Here is a 17478-nt window from a genome sequence, read left to right on the forward strand (position 1 = left end):
CCCCCGGCCCCTCTCCTTGGGGAGAGGGGAGCCTGACGATAAAGAAAAATGCCCGCTGCATCTGCAGTGGGCGTTTTTTATAGAGTTGGTGTCATTCGCGACGCGGGTGGCTCGTGAGGGGACGCCGTTGGGGAGGTTACTTCACGTTCCGCGCCACCACAAACATCCGGTCGCCAAACCGTCCCGTCAGCTTGTTGAGATAGTATGTTGGGTACTGCCCGGCCAGCTTGCTCACCTTCTCCACCACGCTGCCGCCGAGGCGAATATTCTTCGGCGGCTTCACCGGATTCAGCAGCTCCACCACTTCAAATCCCTGCTTTTTGAGCATCCTGGTGATGGTAGCCGGCGTAAACTCGAACAGGTGGTAGGGCGGAATATCCATCTTGCGCTCCTTGCCCAAAGCCGCGTAGGCGGCAAAGCCCAGGCGCACCGCGGGAAGATTGAGCGTGGCCGGCAGGGCCAGCACCAGTAGCCCGCCCGGCTCCAGAATGCGGTGGAACTTGGCCAGCGTGGCGGCGGGCGAGAGCAGGTGCTCCAGCACGTCGCCCATGTAGGCGAGGTCGAACTGGTTTTCGTGGAAGTCCTCGGTGGTTTCGATGTTTCCCGTGACGACGGGCAGGTGCAGCTCGCGGCGGGCGAAGTCGGCCGCGTGCTCGGATATTTCGAGGCCGTGGGCTTCCCAGCCCAGGGCCTCCAGGCTTTTGAGGGTGTAGCCAGGGCCGCAGCCCACGTCGAGGTAGCGGAACCTGCGGCCGGGATATTTGGCCAGGATGTAGTTGGTGAACTTGTCGGGCCGAACCTGGTTTAAAGCAGCCTGCTTCTGGCCTTCCTCGATGAAAACGACCTCCTGCTGGGTCCGGTCATAGTTGGGGCGCTCGGTGAAATAGTCTTTGCCGTAGAGCCGCTCCAGCTGTGCGGGCGTGGGCTGGGGGTCGAGAAACATCAGGTTGCAGCTGCGGCATTGGGTGCCTTGCAGCTTTTGGCCTTCAAATTCGTAGTAAAAGGGCAGCTTCTTAAAATCGGTGCTGCCGCACAGGTCGCAGGTACGCATGGAAGTAGCGCGAACTTTGTAGTTCGCGTTGCCGCACGGTCAATTTCGTAACAACAACGCGGGGACGCGAACTGCAAAGTTCGCGCTACTTCGCCCAAGATTCTTATGCTCGACGTTCTCATCATCGGAGCCGGCCCCGTGGGCCTGGCCTGCGCCCTCGAAACCCAGCGCAAAGGCCTCAAAGTGGCCATTATCGAAAAGGGCGCGCTGGTCAATTCCCTGGTGGGCTACCCTACCAACATGGAGTTTTTCTCCACGCCCGAGCTGCTTGAAATCGGCGGCTACCCCTTTCCCACGGCGCACTACAAGCCCCTGCGTGAAGATGCCCTCGACTACTACCAGCGGGTGGCCCGCGACGAAAAAATCGACATCCGCCTGCACGAGAAAGTGCTGAGCCTGCGCGGGGAGCAGGGTGATTTCATTATCACCACCAGCAAAGGGGAGATTCCGACCCGCAACGTGGTGGTAGCCACCGGCTTCTACGACCTGCCCAACCCGCTGGGTGTGCCCGGCGAAGACCTGCCCCACGTCAGCCACTACTACAAGGAGCCCTACCAGCACGTAATGCAGCACGTTGTGGTCATCGGGGCCAAAAACTCTTCGGCCAAAGCCGCCCTGCAAATGACCCGCGCCGGGGCCAAAGTCACGCTCATCGTGCGCGGCTCCGAAATCAGCGATTCTGTGAAATACTGGATTCGCCCCGACCTCGTCAACCGCATTGCCGAGGGCCGCATTACGGCGCACTTCAACACCACTGTCGCCGCCATCACGCCCGAGGCCATCGAAGTCCTCACGCCCGACGGCCCGCTCACCATCCCCACCGATTTCGTGTACGCCCTCACCGGCTACCACCCCGACGAGGCCCTGCTCGGCCGCCTCGGCATTGAGCCCGACCCCGCCGACGAAGCCCGCGCCCCGCTCTTCGACCCCGCCACCCACGAAACCACCCAGCCCGGCGTGTTCGTGGCCGGCACCGTGTGCGGCGGCCGCGCCACCAGCCGCTGGTTTATCGAAAACGGCCGGCACCACGCCCAACTCATTGCCGCGCATCTGGCCACGCAGGCTACTGTGGCGGCCTGATTTTCGGCGAATTTCATCATAAAAAAAGCGCCTTCCCCAGCCGGGGAAGGCGCTTTTTGCTGGTGGTTGCTCACCCGTAGGTTACTGCGGGAAAACGACGCCGCGGTAGTTGTTGGCGTTCACGCCCTGGAAGGAGCTGCCATACTTGGCGTTGATAACCTTCAGCATTTCGTTGGCGATAATGGCGTAGCCGCGCGGCGTAGGGTGCACGCCGTCGAGGCTAAATATGTAGCCCGAGAGGTAGCCGGTCGTGTTGTTGGCGGCATTCACCACGTAGCCACCGGCCGCTATCGTGCGGAAGAAGGCATAGGCATCGAATACGGCCAGATTGCGCGCGTTGGCTGCCGCTACCAGGGCCGCGTTGAATGCGGTGGTAGCTGTTGCTACAGTCGTCTGCTCGGTGCCGTCCAGCACCAGCGTGCTGGGGAAGGGGTTGCCCGTGCTCTGGCCGAAGGCCTGAGTGGTATCTACAGCCATGCCTCTCAAAAAGCCATTGTAGACCGGGTCGGAGGAGCTTGTTGGATACGCGCCAGTTGCTTGTTTGTAGAAATCGCGCCAGTATTTACCAGTGGGGCGACCGTAGAGACCGGCGTAGGGCGAGGCCGTCAGGGTTAGAAGCAGGTTACCGTTGCCGCTGGCATCACGAATGCTAGCAAGCGTAGTGCTTACACGGGCATTAGTGCCCGGCGTAGCGCTTGGGGCCAGTATGCCAGTAGTGTACACAAACGGTGCTGCGCTGGGTACGTTGGCTGCCGCCAGCGTGGCGCGGAACGATGGGCCCACGGTGGTGAAGAACGGAATACCAGTTACGTCGGGAATGGTCGAAACCACACCTTTGGCCCCACCAGACACCAATACATTCAAAATCCGGTTGGTCTTGAGGGTGAAGGTATCAGTACGGGTTATTGAGTTGGCCCCACCGCCGGCGGTGGCGTAGCCCAGCACGTCGTTGTTGCCCAGCCATTCGGTGAAGAAGGTCGGCTTCAGCGACGCTACCGTAGCCTGCACGCGCTGCAGGTAGGTTTGCCCGGCCGCGGCTGCGGGCGTGATGCGCTCAAAATATGGGTTGCCCAGCGTGCTGCCGTACCCCACGGTCTGAATGTCCGACATGCGAATGCCGGGCACGCCCAGGTTGTTCACTGGGTCGAGGAACTGCGTGTAGAGCGGGGCTGCTGCCGTGCCGCCGCGCACGGCCAGGTTGGTGGTCACGTTGGCCGTGATGGGCGAGCCCGTGGCCGTAAACCCGGCAAGCCGCAGGTACCCCGAGCCATTGCTCTGAGCCTCCGTAAAGAGGGGCTGGACAAAGTTGCCGCCGCCGGCCTTGGCAAACTGGCTGGCCAGGATGCTGGGGTACGAGCTCAGCTGGCCTTCGCGGTACAGGCCGCCGTCGGAATAGCCGGCCGTGAGCGAGTTGCCTACGGCGATGTAGCTGGAAAAATCGGCCGAGCCGGCCGAGGTCGAGGGCGCTTCAATATCGGGCTGGCAGCCGGCCAGGCCCAGCAGCGCGAGTGCCGGCGCGGTACGTTTAATCATTAGGTTCATGTCAGGAGGAAGCTAAAGTCGGGTGGGAGTGATTAAAACTTGTAGTGCAGGCCGATGCCGGGCACGTAAACCTGGGTTTTGTAGGTGCCGGCCAGGCGGTCGGTGGTGCCGTTGTCGAGCAGCTGGGCCTGGGTCTGGGTACGCTTGAGGAAGTCCTCGAACAGGAAGGACGCATCCACGCCGAAGTGCTCGGTTACCTGGTAGCTCAGGCCAGCCGTCAGGATTACGCGGTCGGCATCGGGCGTTTCGGGGCCCACGTACCCGTCTTTTACGGCCGTGAAGTCGTAGCTCGCGCCGGCCCGTACGGTCAGCTTGTCATCCACTTTGTACTGGCCGCCCAGGCGGAAGGCCAGCGCGTCCTGGTAGTAGCGCTTCGAGGAACTGAGGCTGCTGCCACCCACCAGACCGGTGTTAGCATCGGTAGCCGTGCCGGCGTTGCCGTTGTTGCCGCTGAAGCCAAAGTCCAGGGTGCGGTAAGCGCTCCAGAACGTGAGCGAGGCATCCAGACCGATGGTCAGTTTCTCGTTCGGCGTCACGCCAACGCCGATGTTGGCCACGGCCGGCAGCGGCAGCGTAGCCGTGAAATTGGTAGCCGTGAAGCTGCGGTTGATAAGTGCCGCGCTGGCACTGCCCGCCGCGGGCAGGCCCGAATAGGTCACGCTGCCATTGTCTACGGTTGCGTCAATTTTCGAGCGGTAGCTCACGCCCACGCTCAACTTCTCCGACGGCTTAAAGAAAATGCCGGCGTTGTAGCCAAACTGGGTCTTGGTTTTACCGTCGAGGGTGATGTGGCCCGTGCCGGTGGGCAGCGGAATATCCTTCTGCAGGTTCACCGAGCCGTAGGCCAGAATGGTGAGGCCCGCGCCCACGCTCAGCGTCGGCGTGATGGCGTAGGAAGCCGTGGGCTGCACATATATCGCTTGCAGCGTGATTTCGGTGAGGGCGTAGCGGCCTTCCCAGTCACTGGCGTATTTCAGCGTGCTGCCGTAGGGCGTGTACGCGGCAATACCAAACTTGTACTTCGCGTCCTTCGGGCCAAAGCTGGCGTAGAAGTTGAACGGAAACACCACCTGCTTCTCGAGATTGCGCTGCGGGGTGCTGTTGTCGCTGCGGAAACTCACGCGGGCCAGGGCAGCATTGAAGCCCACCTGCACGCCGTTTTCGCGCACCATGGCCAGGGCACCGGGGTTGTAGAACATGGCGGCCTGGTCGAGCGACAAGCCCACGCCTACGCCACCCATACCGATATTTTTCTGTCCGCCAAGGTTTACCTGAAAGCCGCTGGCCGACGCCGCCGACGCGCTGACCAACAGGGCGCCCCCCGCGAGGAGTAGTTTTTTAACCGTCATAAAATGTGAGATTGAGGGTGGGTTAGATTGTGGGGGTTAAAAGTAGGGGAAAATTTTAAGGGATTTGTTAGGCAAGCCGAATAATTTGTTTCGTTCAATCGTTTGTTTGGCGGTTCTGCTCCCCTGCCGCTGCCCCCTACCTTTGTGCCCATGATTCTTCGCGCCGACCACCTCGTTAAAAAATACAAAGCCCGCACCGTCGTCAACGACATGTCGGTGACCGTGGAGCAGGGCGAAATCGTGGGTCTGCTCGGGCCCAACGGGGCCGGCAAAACCACCTGCTTCTACATGATGGTGGGTATGGTGAAGCCTAATTCCGGCCGTATCTTTTTGGATAACACTGAGATAACGACTATGCCCATCTACCAGCGGGCGCGCCTCGGGGTGGGCTACCTGGCCCAGGAAGCCAGCGTGTTCCGCGACCTGAGCGTGGAGGAAAACATCATGGCCGTGCTCGAAATGACCAGCATGAAAAAAGACGCCCGCCTCGCCAAGGTGGAGGAAATGCTCGAAGAGTTCAGCCTGACCCATGTGCGCAAAAACCTGGGCAAAGTATTGAGCGGGGGCGAGCGGCGCCGTACCGAAATAGCCCGCGCCCTGGCCGTAGACCCCAAATTCGTGCTCCTCGACGAGCCCTTTGCCGGCGTCGACCCCATTGCCACCGAAGAAATCCAGGGCATCGTGTCCAAGCTCAAGCACCGCAACATCGGCGTGCTCATCACTGACCACGACGTGAACTCCACCCTCAGCATCGTGGACCGCGCCTACCTGCTCTTCGAGGGCAAGCTCCTTAAAGCCGGCACCGCTGAAGAGCTGGCCGGCGACGAAACCGTGCGCCGTGTGTACCTGGGCAAGAATTTCGAGCTGAAGCGGAATGTGTAGTTTTTTTAAATGTGGGAAGGTGCTGGATGTGAAAATGTGAAAATGAAATAAGCGAGATTGGCAGAAAAGCTGGCCTTGGTACTATTGTGGGCTAAAACCAGGCTCCACCCCCACAAATTCAGGCTCTTTCCTGCATTTCCACATCATCACATCTCCACATTAGTAAAGATGCTCGACCAGCTCGTCGCCCACGCCGTTCAACTTAGCAGCCTGCCGCGGCTGGCCCGCATCCGGCAGCAGCCGCATGAGGTGCAGGCGCGGCTGCTGCGGGGGCTGTTGGGGCGGGCGCAGGGCACGGAATGGGGCCGGCGCTACGGCTTTAGCGAGAAAATGACGCCTGCCGAGTTTGCCCGCCGCGTGCCCGCCAACACCTATGAGCAGCTGTATCCGGAGCTGGAAAAGGTGCTGCGGGGCCAGCCCGATGTGCTGTGGCCCGGCCGCCCGCAGTGGTTTGCCAAGAGCAGCGGCACCACTAATGCCCGCAGCAAGTTTATCCCCGTCACGGCCGAGGCCCTCTATCACTGCCACTACCGCGCCGGGCGCGATATGCTGGCCCTGAGCACCCATCTCTACCCCCGCGAGCGGCTGCTGGCCGGCAAAACCCTGTCGTTGGGCGGGGCGCACGCGCCCAACCCGTTCCGGCCCCACGAGCCGGCCTCGCGGGTGGGCGACGTGTCGGCCGTCATCATGGCGCAGCTGCCGGGCTGGGCCGAGCGGCTGCGCACGCCGCCGCTCAAGCTGGCACTACTGGAGGAGTGGGAAGAGAAGATTGAGCGCATTGCCCGGCACGCCCTGCGGCAGGATGTGCGGGTGCTGGCCGGCGTGCCCACCTGGATGGTGGTGCTGCTACGCCGCGTGGTGGCCCTGGCCGGAGCCGACAACATTACCCAGGTGTGGCCGCAGCTACGGCTGTTTTTGCATGGCGCGGTGGCGTTTGGGCCGTACCGCGAGCTTTTTCGACAGCTTATTCCGGATGCGCGCATGCGCTACCTCGAAATCTACAACGCCTCGGAGGGCTACTTCGCCCTGCAGGACGAGCCTGAGGGCGAAGACCTGCTGCTGCTGCTCGACCACGGTATCTACTACGAGTTTCTGCCCGCCGACCAGTGGGCCGCGCCCGACCCACGCCCCGTGCCCCTGGCCGAAGTGGAGCTGCACCGGCCCTATGCCCTGGTCATCAGCACCAACGCCGGCCTGTGGCGCTACGTGGTGGGCGACACCGTGCGATTCACCTCGTTGGCCCCGTACCGGGTGCGTATTACTGGCCGTACCAAGCACTTTCTCAATGCCTTCGGCGAAGAAGTGGTGATTGAAACCGCCGAGGCCGCCGTAGCCGCCGCCAGCCACGCCACCGGTCTGCTGGTGCGCGATTTTACGGCCGCTCCGGTCTGGTTCACGGCCGACAGCGCCACCTCGCGGGGCGGGCACGAGTGGGTGATTGAGTTTGCCGACGCGCCCGTTGTGCCCGACCTGGCCCGGTTTGGGGCCGTGCTCGATGCCACCCTGTGCGCGCTCAATTCCGACTATGCCGCCAAGCGTCACCGTAGCTTGGCCCTGGCCCCGCCCAGGGTGCGGGCCGTGCCCGGCGGCACCTTCGAGGCGTGGCTGGCCCACCAGGGCAAGCTGGGTGGCCAGCACAAAGTGCCGCGCCTGCTCAACTCGCGCGAGGTGCTGGAGGCCGTGCTGCGCGCTGCCAGCGTAGCCGCACGACAGGCGTAGTAATCAATTTGATAATCTGCTAATCATCATTTGTGGAGCCAAATAGGCGTTTGGTAAAGATTGTTTAGACTTTAGTCGAGTCATAGTGATATATATTGGAATTTAGGCAGTAATATTACCGTTGCATTCCCGCCCAATGTTCTATACCACTGAATTACCAACTGCCCAGAAGTCAGCTTATAAGCGCCCTTATAAGTCCCGCCAGCAGCGTCGCGAAACCGACCGCCGCAAGCATGATGAATCCAGCGATGTTAAATTTTTGGTGCGCGTAGGCGTGGGCGTGGCCCTCGTGCTGGCCCTGGCCCTGGCATTTATGCTCAAGGGGGCCATGAGCCCCGCCGAGCCCGTGACTACCGGAGCGCAGCAATAGTAGCCCCGAAGCCGCTGCTATTCGTCCATCATCCCATTAAACAGGCCGCCCAATACGCCGCCGCTTTCTTTTTGGGAATTGCCGCCGCCCGGGGCCAGTGCCCGGATGAGCTTTTTGACGGGCATGGACTGCAGCCACACGCGGCCACTGCCGCGCAGGGTGGCCAGCAGTAGCCCTTCGCCACCAAATATCATGGATTTGAGGCCGCCCGCCCGGGCCACGCTGAAATCAATGCCCGGCTCGAAGGCCACCACGCAGCCGGTATCCACGCGCAGCAGCTCGTTGTTGAGGCGCTTTTCGATGATGGTGCCGCCCGCGTGCACGAAGGCTTTGCCGTCGCCGGTCAGCTTCTGCAAGATGAAGCCCTCACCGCCAAACAGGCCGGCTCCTAGTTTCTGGTTGAAGTGCAGGCTGATTTTGGTGCCCCGCGCGGCGGCCAGGAACCCATCTTTCTGCACGATGAGGCCGGCGGGCATCTCCCGCAAATCGACCGCGATGATGGTGCCGGGATAGGGAGCCGAAAAGGCCACTTTACTCTTGCCAAAGCCACCCCGGTGCGTGAAGTGCGTGAGAAACAGCGACTCGCCGGTGATGAGGCGCGTGCCGGCCGAGAATAGCTTGCCCATCAGGCCCTGGTCGGGCTCGGAGCCATCGCCCATCTTGGTTTCAAAGGCAATGGCTTCTTCCATGTACACCATGGCCCCGGCCTCGGCAATGACGGTTTCGTTGGGGTCGAGCTCAATTTCGAGCACCTGAATATCGGAGCCGAGGATGCGGTAGTCAACGTCGTGGGAAGTCATGGCAGCGGGAATGGTTGGGGTAGCCAAAGATATAGGTGAAGGGCTATTTGCAATGGGATGAATAGCGACGGGCGCAATATTTTTTTGCAAATGCGTTGAAAAGGCTTCTGTTAACTAGCTTTATAGTTAGCTCCTTTTTCTTCCGCCGATGACGTCCTTCCGACTCCCGTTATTGCTTGTATTCAGTGCCTTGCTGAGCGGCTGCGTCGGCTCACGCTTTGCGCTTGCGCCGCCCGCGTGGGCCTTTTGGCTGCCCAACCGCTTCGACCGGCATGGCCTCGAAACCGGCCGCTGGCGCACCTACTACGACGATGGCCGCCACCGGCCCCATACCGCCGGGCGCTACCGCCACGGCCAACCGGTCCGCACCTTTCAGTACTACGACCCAGCAGGCCAGCTTGACCGCACCGAAACCTACCGCAAGGAGGGCTACTGCGAGGTGAGCTACTGGCATCCGGGCGGGCAACTGGCCCGGCGCGGCCCGGCCCAGTGGGTAACCGGTAAGGGCCAGGTCCCGCGCTTCTACTGGTACGGCACCTGGACGAGCTACGCGCCCGATGGGCAGATTTCGGCCGTGCAGACCTATGCCGATGGCAACATCACCCGCGCCGAAACCTACGAGAACGGCCAGCTCACGCAGATTGAAACCTTCGACCGGAACAAGCGCACCCGCCTCGAAACCTATGCCGACGGCCAGCTCATCAAAGTAGAGTCCTTTGAAAAAGGCCTGCGCATCGGCACTACCAATACGCTGTGATTAATGGACTTACGCAGTTGAAACACTAACCATCTGAAAAACAGCAATATAACAAACATGCGTCTTGAATGCAAGTCGTTGATTTTCAGGTTACACAGCTTTTGAAGTGCGTAAGTCCTACATTAAAAACTATTCCTCTGATGGGAGTTCGCTGCGGGTGTCAGCGGTTTCCTTTTCGGGGTCGCCAACGGCTTTTTTGCGTTTGGCCTCGCGGCTGGTGCGCTTGATGAAGTCCTCATCCGACTCTTCGGGCTCGGCCTGGCCGTCTTCGATGGGGAAGTTTCCATCTTCGGGGTCATCATCGCCGGCCTTTTCGCCGAACTGGCCGGCGCGGTCCACCAGCTTTTTGTCGCGCACGTGGCGGCCCAGAAACTGATTTATCTGCTCGATGGAGTAGTTGGAGGTGATTTCGCCCAGTGGGTTCACCCCAATCTCAAAGCCTTCGAGCTCTTTGTGCACGCGGGCCTTTTTGGCGGGGTCGGTAGCAGCTTTTTTGGGTTTGACGGGTTTCTTGGCCATGATGGGAGGGAGCAGAAGCAGGGAGTACTCTAGGACTGTACGCGAAACTGCCCCGGTGGGTGGCAGCCCCGGCCGATAACAGGCAGGCCCGCCAGGTAAAATTGCTGCCCGAGTGGGAAGGCTAGGTCCTGGCGAAAGTACTTTTGAGAAGTTTTTGGCCGGTACTACCCAAAACCGCCTTTCCCACTGGTCAGCCCTCATGCTTCCTCTCCCCCTGCGCACTTTTTTTGCCGCTCGGCAGCGCTCCTTCTACGTACGGCTTTATTTTGGTCTGCTGCTGTTGGTGGGCCTGTTTTGCTACAAAGACTACGGGGTATCGTGGGATGAGCCCGTGGACCGTACCAACGGCATGGTGAGCGCCAAGTACGTGGGGGGGCTCGTGGCACCAGAATGGACGAGCAACCAGGCGGCGTTTACCGACACGCCCGACATTCACGGCTACCGGGAGAACGACCACGGCGTGCTCTTTGAAATGCCGTTGGCCTTTGTCGACCAGCTCATTGATATCCGCGACTCACGCACCTACTACCTGCTCCGGCACTTTGCCGTGTTCCTCGTATTTGTTGCCGGCACCTGGGCCTTGTACCACATTGGGCGCGTGCGCTTTAATAGCTGGCGGCTGGGCTTGCTGCTGAGCACGCTGCTGGTATTATCGCCCCGCTTCTTTGCCGAAGCCTTTTACAACGGCAAGGACATTGTATTTCTGGCATTTTTTACGTTGGGCGCCTACACGCTGGTGCGCCTGCTGCAACGGCCGTCGCTGGCCCGCGCGGCGGTGCACGGCGTGGCCACGGCGGCGGCCATCGACGTGCGTATTCTGGGTATTCTGCTCATTGCGCTCACCGTGGGCATGGTGGGCCTGGAAGTGCTGTTCGGGGACGATGCCAAGGCTCGGCGCTGGCAATTTGCCCGGGCGCTGCCGGTTTTTGGCGTGGTGGTGGTGGTGGCTGTTATCATCGGCTGGCCTTATTTGTGGGAGGCCCCGGTTGACAACTTCCTGACCTCGCTCGAAAACATGAAGCGTTTTCGCTGGGACGGGGAGGTAATCTACCTGGGCGAGCGGGTTTCGACGCTGGCCCTGCCGTGGCACTACGCGCCGGTCTGGATTGCCGTTACCACGCCCGTGGCCTACATCGTGGCCTTCCTGCTGGGCTCAGTGGCCACCGGCTACGCGTTGCTGCGGCACCCCATTGCCACGCTGCGCACTTTCGAGGGGCGGCTGGACGTGTTGTTCATCGGCTGGTTTGCGCTTCCCATTATCATGGTAATTGCGTTGCACTCGGTCATTTACGACGGCTGGCGGCATCTGTACTTTGTGTATCCGGCCCTGCTGCTGGTGGCCTTGCGCGGGGCCCGGGCACTGTGGCAGCAGGGGCAGCGGCTGCGCTGGCTGCGGCCGGTGGCGGTAGGAGCCGCCGGGCTGGCCGGGCTCGAAATGGTGTACACTGTTGGGCGCATGGTGCAGGCCCACCCCCAGGAGCAGGTGTACTTCTCCTTCCTGCCGGGCGAGGAAGTTGACCGGTTGTTTGAGCGCGATTATTGGGGGCTCTCGTACCGGCAAGGGCTGGAGTGGGTGGCGCAGCACGACCCCGCTGCTCAGCTCAACGTGATGGGCCAGAACGGTGGCCTTATCGAGAACAACCTCGCCATCATGAAGCCCGAGGTGCGGGCGCGTTTCCGGGTGTGGCAGCCGGGCCAGGAGCAGGAGGCCGGCAAGCAGCTCTACTTTCTGGGAGCATACCGCACCCATCCCGAGGCGTATCCGCCGAGCTTAGGGGGCGAGATATACACCCTGAAGCCCTACGGGGTCACGGCGCTGTCGGTGCTGCACCCGTGGTAAGCCGACGGCCCTACTCCTTCGGTATCATGCGCTCAAATTCCTGCTGCATTTCCTTGGGCTGCTGCTTCAGCATATAGGATTGGAAGTGCTGGGCCCCGTAAGCCAGGGCAAAGCACAGCAGTAGCGGCGGTAGCCAGCTACGGTTGCGGTACACCGGCTGCCCCACGTAGCGCGGCCAGAACCACAGCACGTAAGCCAGAATAGCGGGCAGGTTAAACAGCGGCCCGTACCACGGGCTCAGGCCGTAGCGGGGCAGGGCCCAGCTCAGGGCCAGCACCCCGGCCAGCAGATAGGTCACAATGAAGACCCCCAGCCCCAGTAAGGCCTGCTTGCGGCCCAGCCGCCACAGGTTGAGGCCCAGTAGCACGCCGCCTGCTATAAAGGTGAATGGAATGGAAAACAGCACGATGGTCACCGGCGAATACAGCGCGGGCGCAGTTTCATCGGGTTCAATGGCATCGGGGGTTTCAGCCGGCCGGGTCCGGTCTTGCGCAGCTTCGGCGGCGGCTTCGTCGAGGGGGCGCTGGGCGGCGGCTCCGGCTTCTAGGGCGGGGCGCAGGGCGGCTTCCTCGGGGGCGGGCTGGCCCCGGCGGCGCAGCTCATCGAGCGCGGCGAGCACGGCGGCCTCGCGGTACTGGACATGGCCGGTCACGTATTCGCGCAGGGCCACGTCGGTTTTGAGCAGCATCTTAGCGGCGTAATCTTCCATCTTTTCTAGTTAAGAGTTGTGAGTTAAAAGTTGTGAGTTGAAAACTGGAGTTGTTGGAGTTGTTTAGAAAGTCACAAAAGGTACTCAAACGGTCATTCAGAGCGCAGCATCTTGCTCGCCTCGTTGAACGGGCCTGAGGATGCGAGCAAGATGCTTCGCTGCGCGCTGCATGACCGTTCGGGGACTTTCTAAACAGCTTCGTTGAATGAAAACGGGGCTTGGCAGTCATCGGCAGCAAGGCGGTTTCAACTCACAACTCCTAACGCTTAACTGAAGAAGCGCGCCAGCGCCGCGCCCACCCGTTCCACATCCTCAAACGAATTATAGAGCGGGACGGGTGCCAGGCGGATGACATTCGGTTCGCGCCAGTCGGCGATGATGCCCTGGGCGGCCAGGAAATCGAATAGCTCGCGGCCCCGCTCGTGCACCAGCACCGAGAGCTGGCAGCCGCGCTGGGCCGGGTCGGCGGGCGTGATGATTTCGAGCTTATTGGCCGGCAGGCCCAGGCCGTGGATGAGGCTTTCGAGGCGGGCGGTGAGCTGCTCGCTTTTGCGGCGCAGCGCGGCCATGCCCCCGGCCCGGTCCACGATTTCGAGGCTGGCGCGGTGAATGGCCATTGGGAAAATCTGGGCGTTGGAGAGCTGCCAGCCGGCCGCGCCGGCCATGGGCCGGAAGCCTTTTTTCATCTGGAAGCGCACCGAGGCATCGTGACCCCACCAGCCGGCCAGCCGCACAAGGTCGGGCCGCTGGGCAAACCGCTCGTGCACAAACACGCCCGAGGTGCCGCCGGGGCCGGAGTTGAGGTACTTATAGGTGCACCAGCAGGCAAAATCCACATCCCAGTCGTGCAGGTGCAGTTCCAGGTTGCCGGCGGCATGGGCCAGGTCGAAGCCCACGTAGGCCCCCACGGCGTGGCCCGCCCGGGCAATGGCGGCCATGTCGAAGGCCTGCCCGGTGTAGTAGTTCACCCCGCCGATGAGGACGGTGGCCAGCGAGTCGCCCAGCTCCGCGATTTTGGCTTCAATGTCTGCTGTGCGCAGGGTGTGCTCGCCGGGGCGCGGTACCAGCTCCACAATGGCCTCGGCGGGGTCGAGGCCGTGCAGGCGGGCCTGGCTTTCGATGGCGTACTGGTCCGATGGAAATGCGCCGCCTTCCATCAAAATCTTGTAGCGCGAGCCCGTGGGGCGGTAAAACGACACCAGTAGCAAGTGCAGGTTTACGCTCAGGTTGTTCATCACGACTACCTCCAGGGGCAGGGCGCCCACCAGCCGGGCCGTGGCCTCGGTGAGGGTGTCGTGGAAGTGCATCCAGAACGAGGGGGCCTGAAAATGGCCTTCCACGCCCAGCCGCTCCCAAGTGGCAAACTCCTGCTCGACGGCGGCTCGGGCAGCTTTCGGCATCAGCCCCAGCGAGTTGCCGCAGAAGTAGGCGCAGGGCCGGCCATCGGGGCCGGGCGGCAGGTGAAACTCCTGGCGGAAAGCGGCTAGCGGGTCGGCAGCGTCGAGGTGGGCGGTGGAGGGGGCCAAAGGATTCATGACTGAGTGGTAATAAGCCGCCGAAACGGCAGGCGGGCAAAAAATAGCGTTGTTTGGCAGGGAGTTACCACGTCACGACTTTTGGCGGCCCGACTTCCGGCCGCTGCCATTTGAAAACGTAGCGAGGAGCTTTGTCCAGGCTGAGCTGCATATTGGTCGATACGATGAAGCAGCTCACTACCACGGTGGCATACAGGGCCACGCCGGCCAGGTGCTGACGCAGGTCGCTGCGCCGCCAGAAGGCCAGCGGCTGCGCCCCAAACGCAAAGCCCGCGTAAAGAATGAGGTGTATCGGCAATAGAAAGCGGCATTCCATGGCCACCGGCAGCGTAGCCAGGCACGGGCCGAGAAAGGCTGCCAACACCAGCGCAATGGGCACATAGCTGCGCCAGGGCCGACGGCGCACCCGACTGGCGAGCACACAGAAGCCCCCAAATAAAACCGTGTAATTCAACCAGGCAAGGCCCCAGGTAGAAGCATAAACCCGCTGAACGTACGGGGTGGTATACTGTAAATCCAGGCCATTGAACAAGTGAACCAACCATATGGAAGCCACCGTGAGCGGGGCCGATTGGGCAATTTGCCCGTACTGCGCATAGGTGGTTAGTCTGTTCAGGCCACTATCTGTCCACAGCTGATAACCTTCTCTGCTCCCAAAAACCATGGGCGGAATCGGGTAGTCGGCGGCTATGCTGGTTTCGTATTTCTGGTAGCGCAGCCCCCACTCCAGCTGATTAAGATACAAGCTGGGCTTCCCGGGCCGGTCGGTGAGCACAAATGGGCTGCGAACGCCAAAATGCTCTTGGTTGACGGCTACTTGGGGAGCCATTACCAGGGCCATGCCCGCTACCACGGCCAGCCCGCGGAACCAGACCAGCCATTGGGGCCGTGCTGCCCCGGGCTGGGGCCACAGGCTGAGCAGGAGCACTAGCGGCAGCGTGGCCGCATATACCGGCCGGAAATTAGCCGCCGCCGCCACGCACAGGCCCACCAGCAGCCCGCTCCCCACCGACCGGCTCCGCACGGCCATCCACAGGCCGCCGGCCAGTGCCAGCAAGGCCGGAAAATCGCTGAGCGGAAAATTGAAGTAGCCACGCCAGAACGCAAAGCCCAGGGCTCCAAGCATTAGGCGCCGGCCCAGGGGCACCGGTGGGCTGCCCATCGGCTGGAGCGCCCGCCACAGGCCGGGCATCACCACGCCAAAGAGCAGGCCCGCCGTAACTGCCCCCATGGCCCTGGTCAAATCGAGCGGGGTCAGGGCGACGTGCTGAAGCAGCCAAACCAACCCCGAGAGCAGCAGTGGAAAAAGGTAGCCCCGCAACACGCTGTCGAAAGCCAGAAAGCGGAAATCTCCGTTGGCCCGGTATTTCTCGGCTAGCTGCCAGTACTCTTTCGCATCGTAGATAATAGGTAGCGGTTCACTGCTAAGTAAATAAATGGAAAACAGGAGGGTCAGGACCAGCCAAGCCAGCCAGCCCGGATGGCGGCCGACCCAGGCAGTGATGCGGGAAGGGGAAGTGGTTGCAGCGGAATTGGGTAGCATTCTAAAAGGCATTATTCACATTAAGTCAAGCGTACTGGTCCGACGGGAGCGTGCCACCTTCCATCAGAATTTTGTAGCGCGCGCCGGCGGGGTGGTAAAACGACCGTAGCAGCAGCAGGTGTGGGTTCACGGTCAGGGTGTTCATCACCACCACTCCAGGGGTGTAAAGGTCGGAGCAAAGGCCGCGCCGATGCTAACAAAATATGGCCTACCACGACCCCGGCACGGGCTCCTGCCACTTGAAAAGCAGGCGGGGCTTCGCTTCCAGCTGGCGCTGGGTACTGGCCGAAACCGCAAAACTACCCACCACCAACAGCCCGTAGAGGGCGAAGCCGGCGGCCCGCCGGCCCAGCGAAGCCGCCCGCCATTGCCGCAGCGGATGAGCCCCAAAGGCAACCATGGCGCACAACAGCAGGTGCAGCGGCATCAGAAACCGGCATTCCATCACCACCGGCAAGGTAGCGGCGCACGGCCCCAGTAAAATGAGCAACACAATAATGGCCGGGCCGCGGGACCACGTAAGCCGCCGCCAGCCCAGCCGAACCAGCACTAATATTCCGGTGATGAGCACCAGGTAGTTGGTGAGGGCCAGGGCAGAGGTGTTGACAAATATGGCCTGGGGATAGGGCGTTGGGTATTGCAGGTCGAGCCCGTTGAAAAGGTGCCGGAGCCAGAGCGCCAGCAGCGGCCCCGGGTAGTGGCCGGCCATGGCCAAGTAGTCCGCAAACGACATGTCGGGCGGCAGCTGGGCCTCGGTGGCCAGGGCATCGCCGGTGGCATCCCGAAACACCACGCTGGGAGTGGGGTAGTCTACCCCCACCGTCGTTTCGTATTTCTGGATGAACAGTCCCCCGTGCACCTGCGAGAGGTACAGGTTGGGGCTGTCGGGCGGGGCCGTGAGCACCAGCGGGCTATTGCTGTCGAAATGCGCCCGATTGATGAGCAGTTGGGGAGCCAGCACCAAGGCAACGCCGAGCAGGAAAGTGCCCCCCCGCACCCAATGCAATGCCCCGAGCCACCTGCCGCCAGTAGTAGGCCGCTCGCGGGGCCACACGCTCAATAGCAGCACGAGGGGCAGGGTGGCCGCATATACGGGCCGAAAGTTGAGGGCTGCCCCCACCGCCATACCGGCTAATAAGCCGCCCCAAACCAACTGCCGGTGCCGCAACAATGCCCAGATGCCCGCCAGCAGGGCCAGCAACGCCGGAAAATCGGTGAGGGCAAAGTTGAAATAGTCGCGCCACATCAAAAAGCCCAGCAGGCCAAATACCAGCCGGCGGCCCAGCGGCACGGCCGGGGCCAACGGCCCACGCAGCGCGCGCCACAACCCGGGCCCCACCACGCCAAACAGCAGCACCGCCGTGCCGAGCCCAAACCCCCGGGTGATGTTAATCGGCTTCCAGCCAAAGTAGGCCGTGAGCAGGGTGAAGGGAGAAATTATCAGGGGAAATAAATAGCCCCGCAGAATATTATCGAAGGACAGCAGCTCGAAGCCGCCGGTGCTCCAGTATTTGTTGGCCAGCTCCCAGTAGCCCTGGGCATCGTACCGGTTTTCGTGGTATCGGTTGGTATACAGGTGAATGCCGAACAGGATGCCGAGCAATACAACCGCCCCCCAGGCAGGGTGCTGAGCAAACCAGGCGGCAGCCCGCTCCCGCGCCGGTTGGGGCGCGGCGGGGGCAGGGGGGAGGACTTGTGACAAGTGGTTGGAAGGATAGAAGGCTTGCGCCGGGCAGCAGGAAAGGGGAATCCGTAACAAAATAAAGTGCCACCACACAGAGA

Annotated in this window: 15 protein-coding genes; 6 read left to right on the plus strand and 9 right to left on the minus strand. The window is 61.9% G+C overall.

Going from position 1 to position 17478, the window contains the following annotated elements; all coding sequences use genetic code 11:
• Positions 1–136 precede the first annotated feature (136 nt).
• Positions 137–1051 carry a class I SAM-dependent methyltransferase gene (locus tag KQ659_RS00885; RefSeq protein WP_216685587.1) on the minus strand — a complete coding sequence of 305 codons (915 nt, stop codon included), beginning with the start codon at positions 1049–1051 and terminating at the stop codon, positions 137–139.
• 105 nt (positions 1052–1156) lie between these two features.
• On the opposite strand from KQ659_RS00885, the gene KQ659_RS00890 reads away from it, so the two are divergent.
• Entirely contained in the window at positions 1157–2131 is a 975-nt protein-coding gene (locus KQ659_RS00890; RefSeq protein WP_216679228.1) for a YpdA family putative bacillithiol disulfide reductase, read from the plus strand.
• Between the two features lie 81 nt (positions 2132–2212).
• On the opposite strand, the gene KQ659_RS00895 is transcribed toward KQ659_RS00890, so the two are convergent.
• Positions 2213–3664, minus strand: coding sequence for an SGNH/GDSL hydrolase family protein (locus KQ659_RS00895; RefSeq protein WP_216690438.1), 1452 nt, complete (start codon positions 3662–3664; stop codon positions 2213–2215).
• A gap of 41 nt (positions 3665–3705) precedes the next feature.
• Positions 3706–5022, minus strand: coding sequence for an OmpP1/FadL family transporter (locus KQ659_RS00900; protein ID WP_216679226.1), 1317 nt, complete (start codon positions 5020–5022; stop codon positions 3706–3708).
• A gap of 150 nt (positions 5023–5172) precedes the next feature.
• Between KQ659_RS00900 and lptB the strand changes: the two genes are divergently transcribed.
• From lptB to KQ659_RS00915, 3 genes are all read left to right on the plus strand, one after another.
• Positions 5173–5904, plus strand: a complete 732-nt coding sequence (gene lptB / locus KQ659_RS00905; protein WP_216679225.1) for an LPS export ABC transporter ATP-binding protein — start codon at positions 5173–5175, stop codon at positions 5902–5904.
• A 168-nt stretch (positions 5905–6072) separates the two neighbouring features.
• The gene (locus KQ659_RS00910) at positions 6073–7623 is read left to right on the plus strand and encodes a GH3 auxin-responsive promoter family protein (protein ID WP_216685584.1); all 1551 of its coding nucleotides are present in this window, start codon (positions 6073–6075) and stop codon (positions 7621–7623) included.
• Between the two features lie 136 nt (positions 7624–7759).
• Positions 7760–7993, plus strand: a complete 234-nt coding sequence (locus tag KQ659_RS00915; protein ID WP_216679223.1) for a hypothetical protein — start codon at positions 7760–7762, stop codon at positions 7991–7993.
• 17 nt (positions 7994–8010) lie between these two features.
• On the opposite strand, the gene KQ659_RS00920 is transcribed toward KQ659_RS00915, so the two are convergent.
• Entirely contained in the window at positions 8011–8793 is a 783-nt protein-coding gene (locus KQ659_RS00920; protein WP_216679222.1) for a TIGR00266 family protein, read from the minus strand.
• A gap of 148 nt (positions 8794–8941) precedes the next feature.
• On the opposite strand from KQ659_RS00920, the gene KQ659_RS00925 reads away from it, so the two are divergent.
• Positions 8942–9550 carry a toxin-antitoxin system YwqK family antitoxin gene (locus tag KQ659_RS00925; protein WP_216679221.1) on the plus strand — a complete coding sequence of 203 codons (609 nt, stop codon included), beginning with the start codon at positions 8942–8944 and terminating at the stop codon, positions 9548–9550.
• Positions 9551–9679: 129 nt separating this feature from the next.
• On the opposite strand, the gene KQ659_RS00930 is transcribed toward KQ659_RS00925, so the two are convergent.
• Positions 9680–10069, minus strand: a complete 390-nt coding sequence (locus KQ659_RS00930) for a hypothetical protein (RefSeq protein WP_216690437.1) — start codon at positions 10067–10069, stop codon at positions 9680–9682.
• A 199-nt stretch (positions 10070–10268) separates the two neighbouring features.
• On the opposite strand from KQ659_RS00930, the gene KQ659_RS00935 reads away from it, so the two are divergent.
• Positions 10269–11909 (plus strand): glycosyltransferase family 39 protein, encoded by a 1641-nt coding sequence (locus tag KQ659_RS00935; protein WP_216690436.1) that lies wholly within the window; start codon positions 10269–10271, stop codon positions 11907–11909.
• 10 nt (positions 11910–11919) lie between these two features.
• Here KQ659_RS00935 and KQ659_RS00940 read toward each other — a convergent pair whose 3' ends face one another.
• The 4 genes from KQ659_RS00940 to KQ659_RS00955 all read right to left on the minus strand — a co-directional run bounded on the left by KQ659_RS00940 (position 11920) and on the right by KQ659_RS00955 (position 17398).
• Positions 11920–12618, minus strand: coding sequence for a hypothetical protein (locus KQ659_RS00940; protein WP_216679218.1), 699 nt, complete (start codon positions 12616–12618; stop codon positions 11920–11922).
• A gap of 266 nt (positions 12619–12884) precedes the next feature.
• Positions 12885–14153 carry a kynureninase gene (kynU, locus tag KQ659_RS00945; protein ID WP_216679217.1) on the minus strand — a complete coding sequence of 423 codons (1269 nt, stop codon included), beginning with the start codon at positions 14151–14153 and terminating at the stop codon, positions 12885–12887.
• A 64-nt stretch (positions 14154–14217) separates the two neighbouring features.
• Entirely contained in the window at positions 14218–15696 is a 1479-nt protein-coding gene (locus KQ659_RS00950; RefSeq protein ID WP_216679216.1) for a hypothetical protein, read from the minus strand.
• 208 nt (positions 15697–15904) lie between these two features.
• A complete protein-coding gene (locus KQ659_RS00955) occupies positions 15905–17398 on the minus strand; it encodes a hypothetical protein (RefSeq protein WP_216679215.1) in 1494 nt (497 codons plus the stop codon).
• Positions 17399–17478: the final 80 nt, after the last annotated feature.

Origin of the sequence: Hymenobacter siberiensis (genome assembly GCF_018967865.2) — a bacterium.
Taxonomy (GTDB): Bacteria; Bacteroidota; Bacteroidia; order Cytophagales; family Hymenobacteraceae; genus Hymenobacter; species Hymenobacter siberiensis.

Excerpts from the sequence above, each read along its gene's own strand:
- KQ659_RS00885 (WP_216685587.1), bottom strand. The coding sequence starts at position 1,051 with ATGCGTACCTGCGACCTGTGCGGCAGCACCGATTTTAAGAAGCTGCCC.
- KQ659_RS00890 (WP_216679228.1), top strand. The coding sequence starts at position 1,157 with ATGCTCGACGTTCTCATCATCGGAGCCGGCCCCGTGGGCCTGGCCTGC.
- KQ659_RS00895 (WP_216690438.1), bottom strand. The coding sequence starts at position 3,664 with ATGATTAAACGTACCGCGCCGGCACTCGCGCTGCTGGGCCTGGCCGGC.
- KQ659_RS00900 (WP_216679226.1), bottom strand. The coding sequence starts at position 5,022 with ATGACGGTTAAAAAACTACTCCTCGCGGGGGGCGCCCTGTTGGTCAGC.
- lptB (WP_216679225.1), top strand. The coding sequence starts at position 5,173 with ATGATTCTTCGCGCCGACCACCTCGTTAAAAAATACAAAGCCCGCACC.
- KQ659_RS00910 (WP_216685584.1), top strand. The coding sequence starts at position 6,073 with ATGCTCGACCAGCTCGTCGCCCACGCCGTTCAACTTAGCAGCCTGCCG.
- KQ659_RS00915 (WP_216679223.1), top strand. The coding sequence starts at position 7,760 with ATGTTCTATACCACTGAATTACCAACTGCCCAGAAGTCAGCTTATAAG.
- KQ659_RS00920 (WP_216679222.1), bottom strand. The coding sequence starts at position 8,793 with ATGACTTCCCACGACGTTGACTACCGCATCCTCGGCTCCGATATTCAG.
- KQ659_RS00925 (WP_216679221.1), top strand. The coding sequence starts at position 8,942 with ATGACGTCCTTCCGACTCCCGTTATTGCTTGTATTCAGTGCCTTGCTG.
- KQ659_RS00930 (WP_216690437.1), bottom strand. The coding sequence starts at position 10,069 with ATGGCCAAGAAACCCGTCAAACCCAAAAAAGCTGCTACCGACCCCGCC.
- KQ659_RS00935 (WP_216690436.1), top strand. The coding sequence starts at position 10,269 with ATGCTTCCTCTCCCCCTGCGCACTTTTTTTGCCGCTCGGCAGCGCTCC.
- KQ659_RS00940 (WP_216679218.1), bottom strand. The coding sequence starts at position 12,618 with ATGGAAGATTACGCCGCTAAGATGCTGCTCAAAACCGACGTGGCCCTG.
- kynU (WP_216679217.1), bottom strand. The coding sequence starts at position 14,153 with ATGAATCCTTTGGCCCCCTCCACCGCCCACCTCGACGCTGCCGACCCG.
- KQ659_RS00950 (WP_216679216.1), bottom strand. The coding sequence starts at position 15,696 with ATGCTACCCAATTCCGCTGCAACCACTTCCCCTTCCCGCATCACTGCC.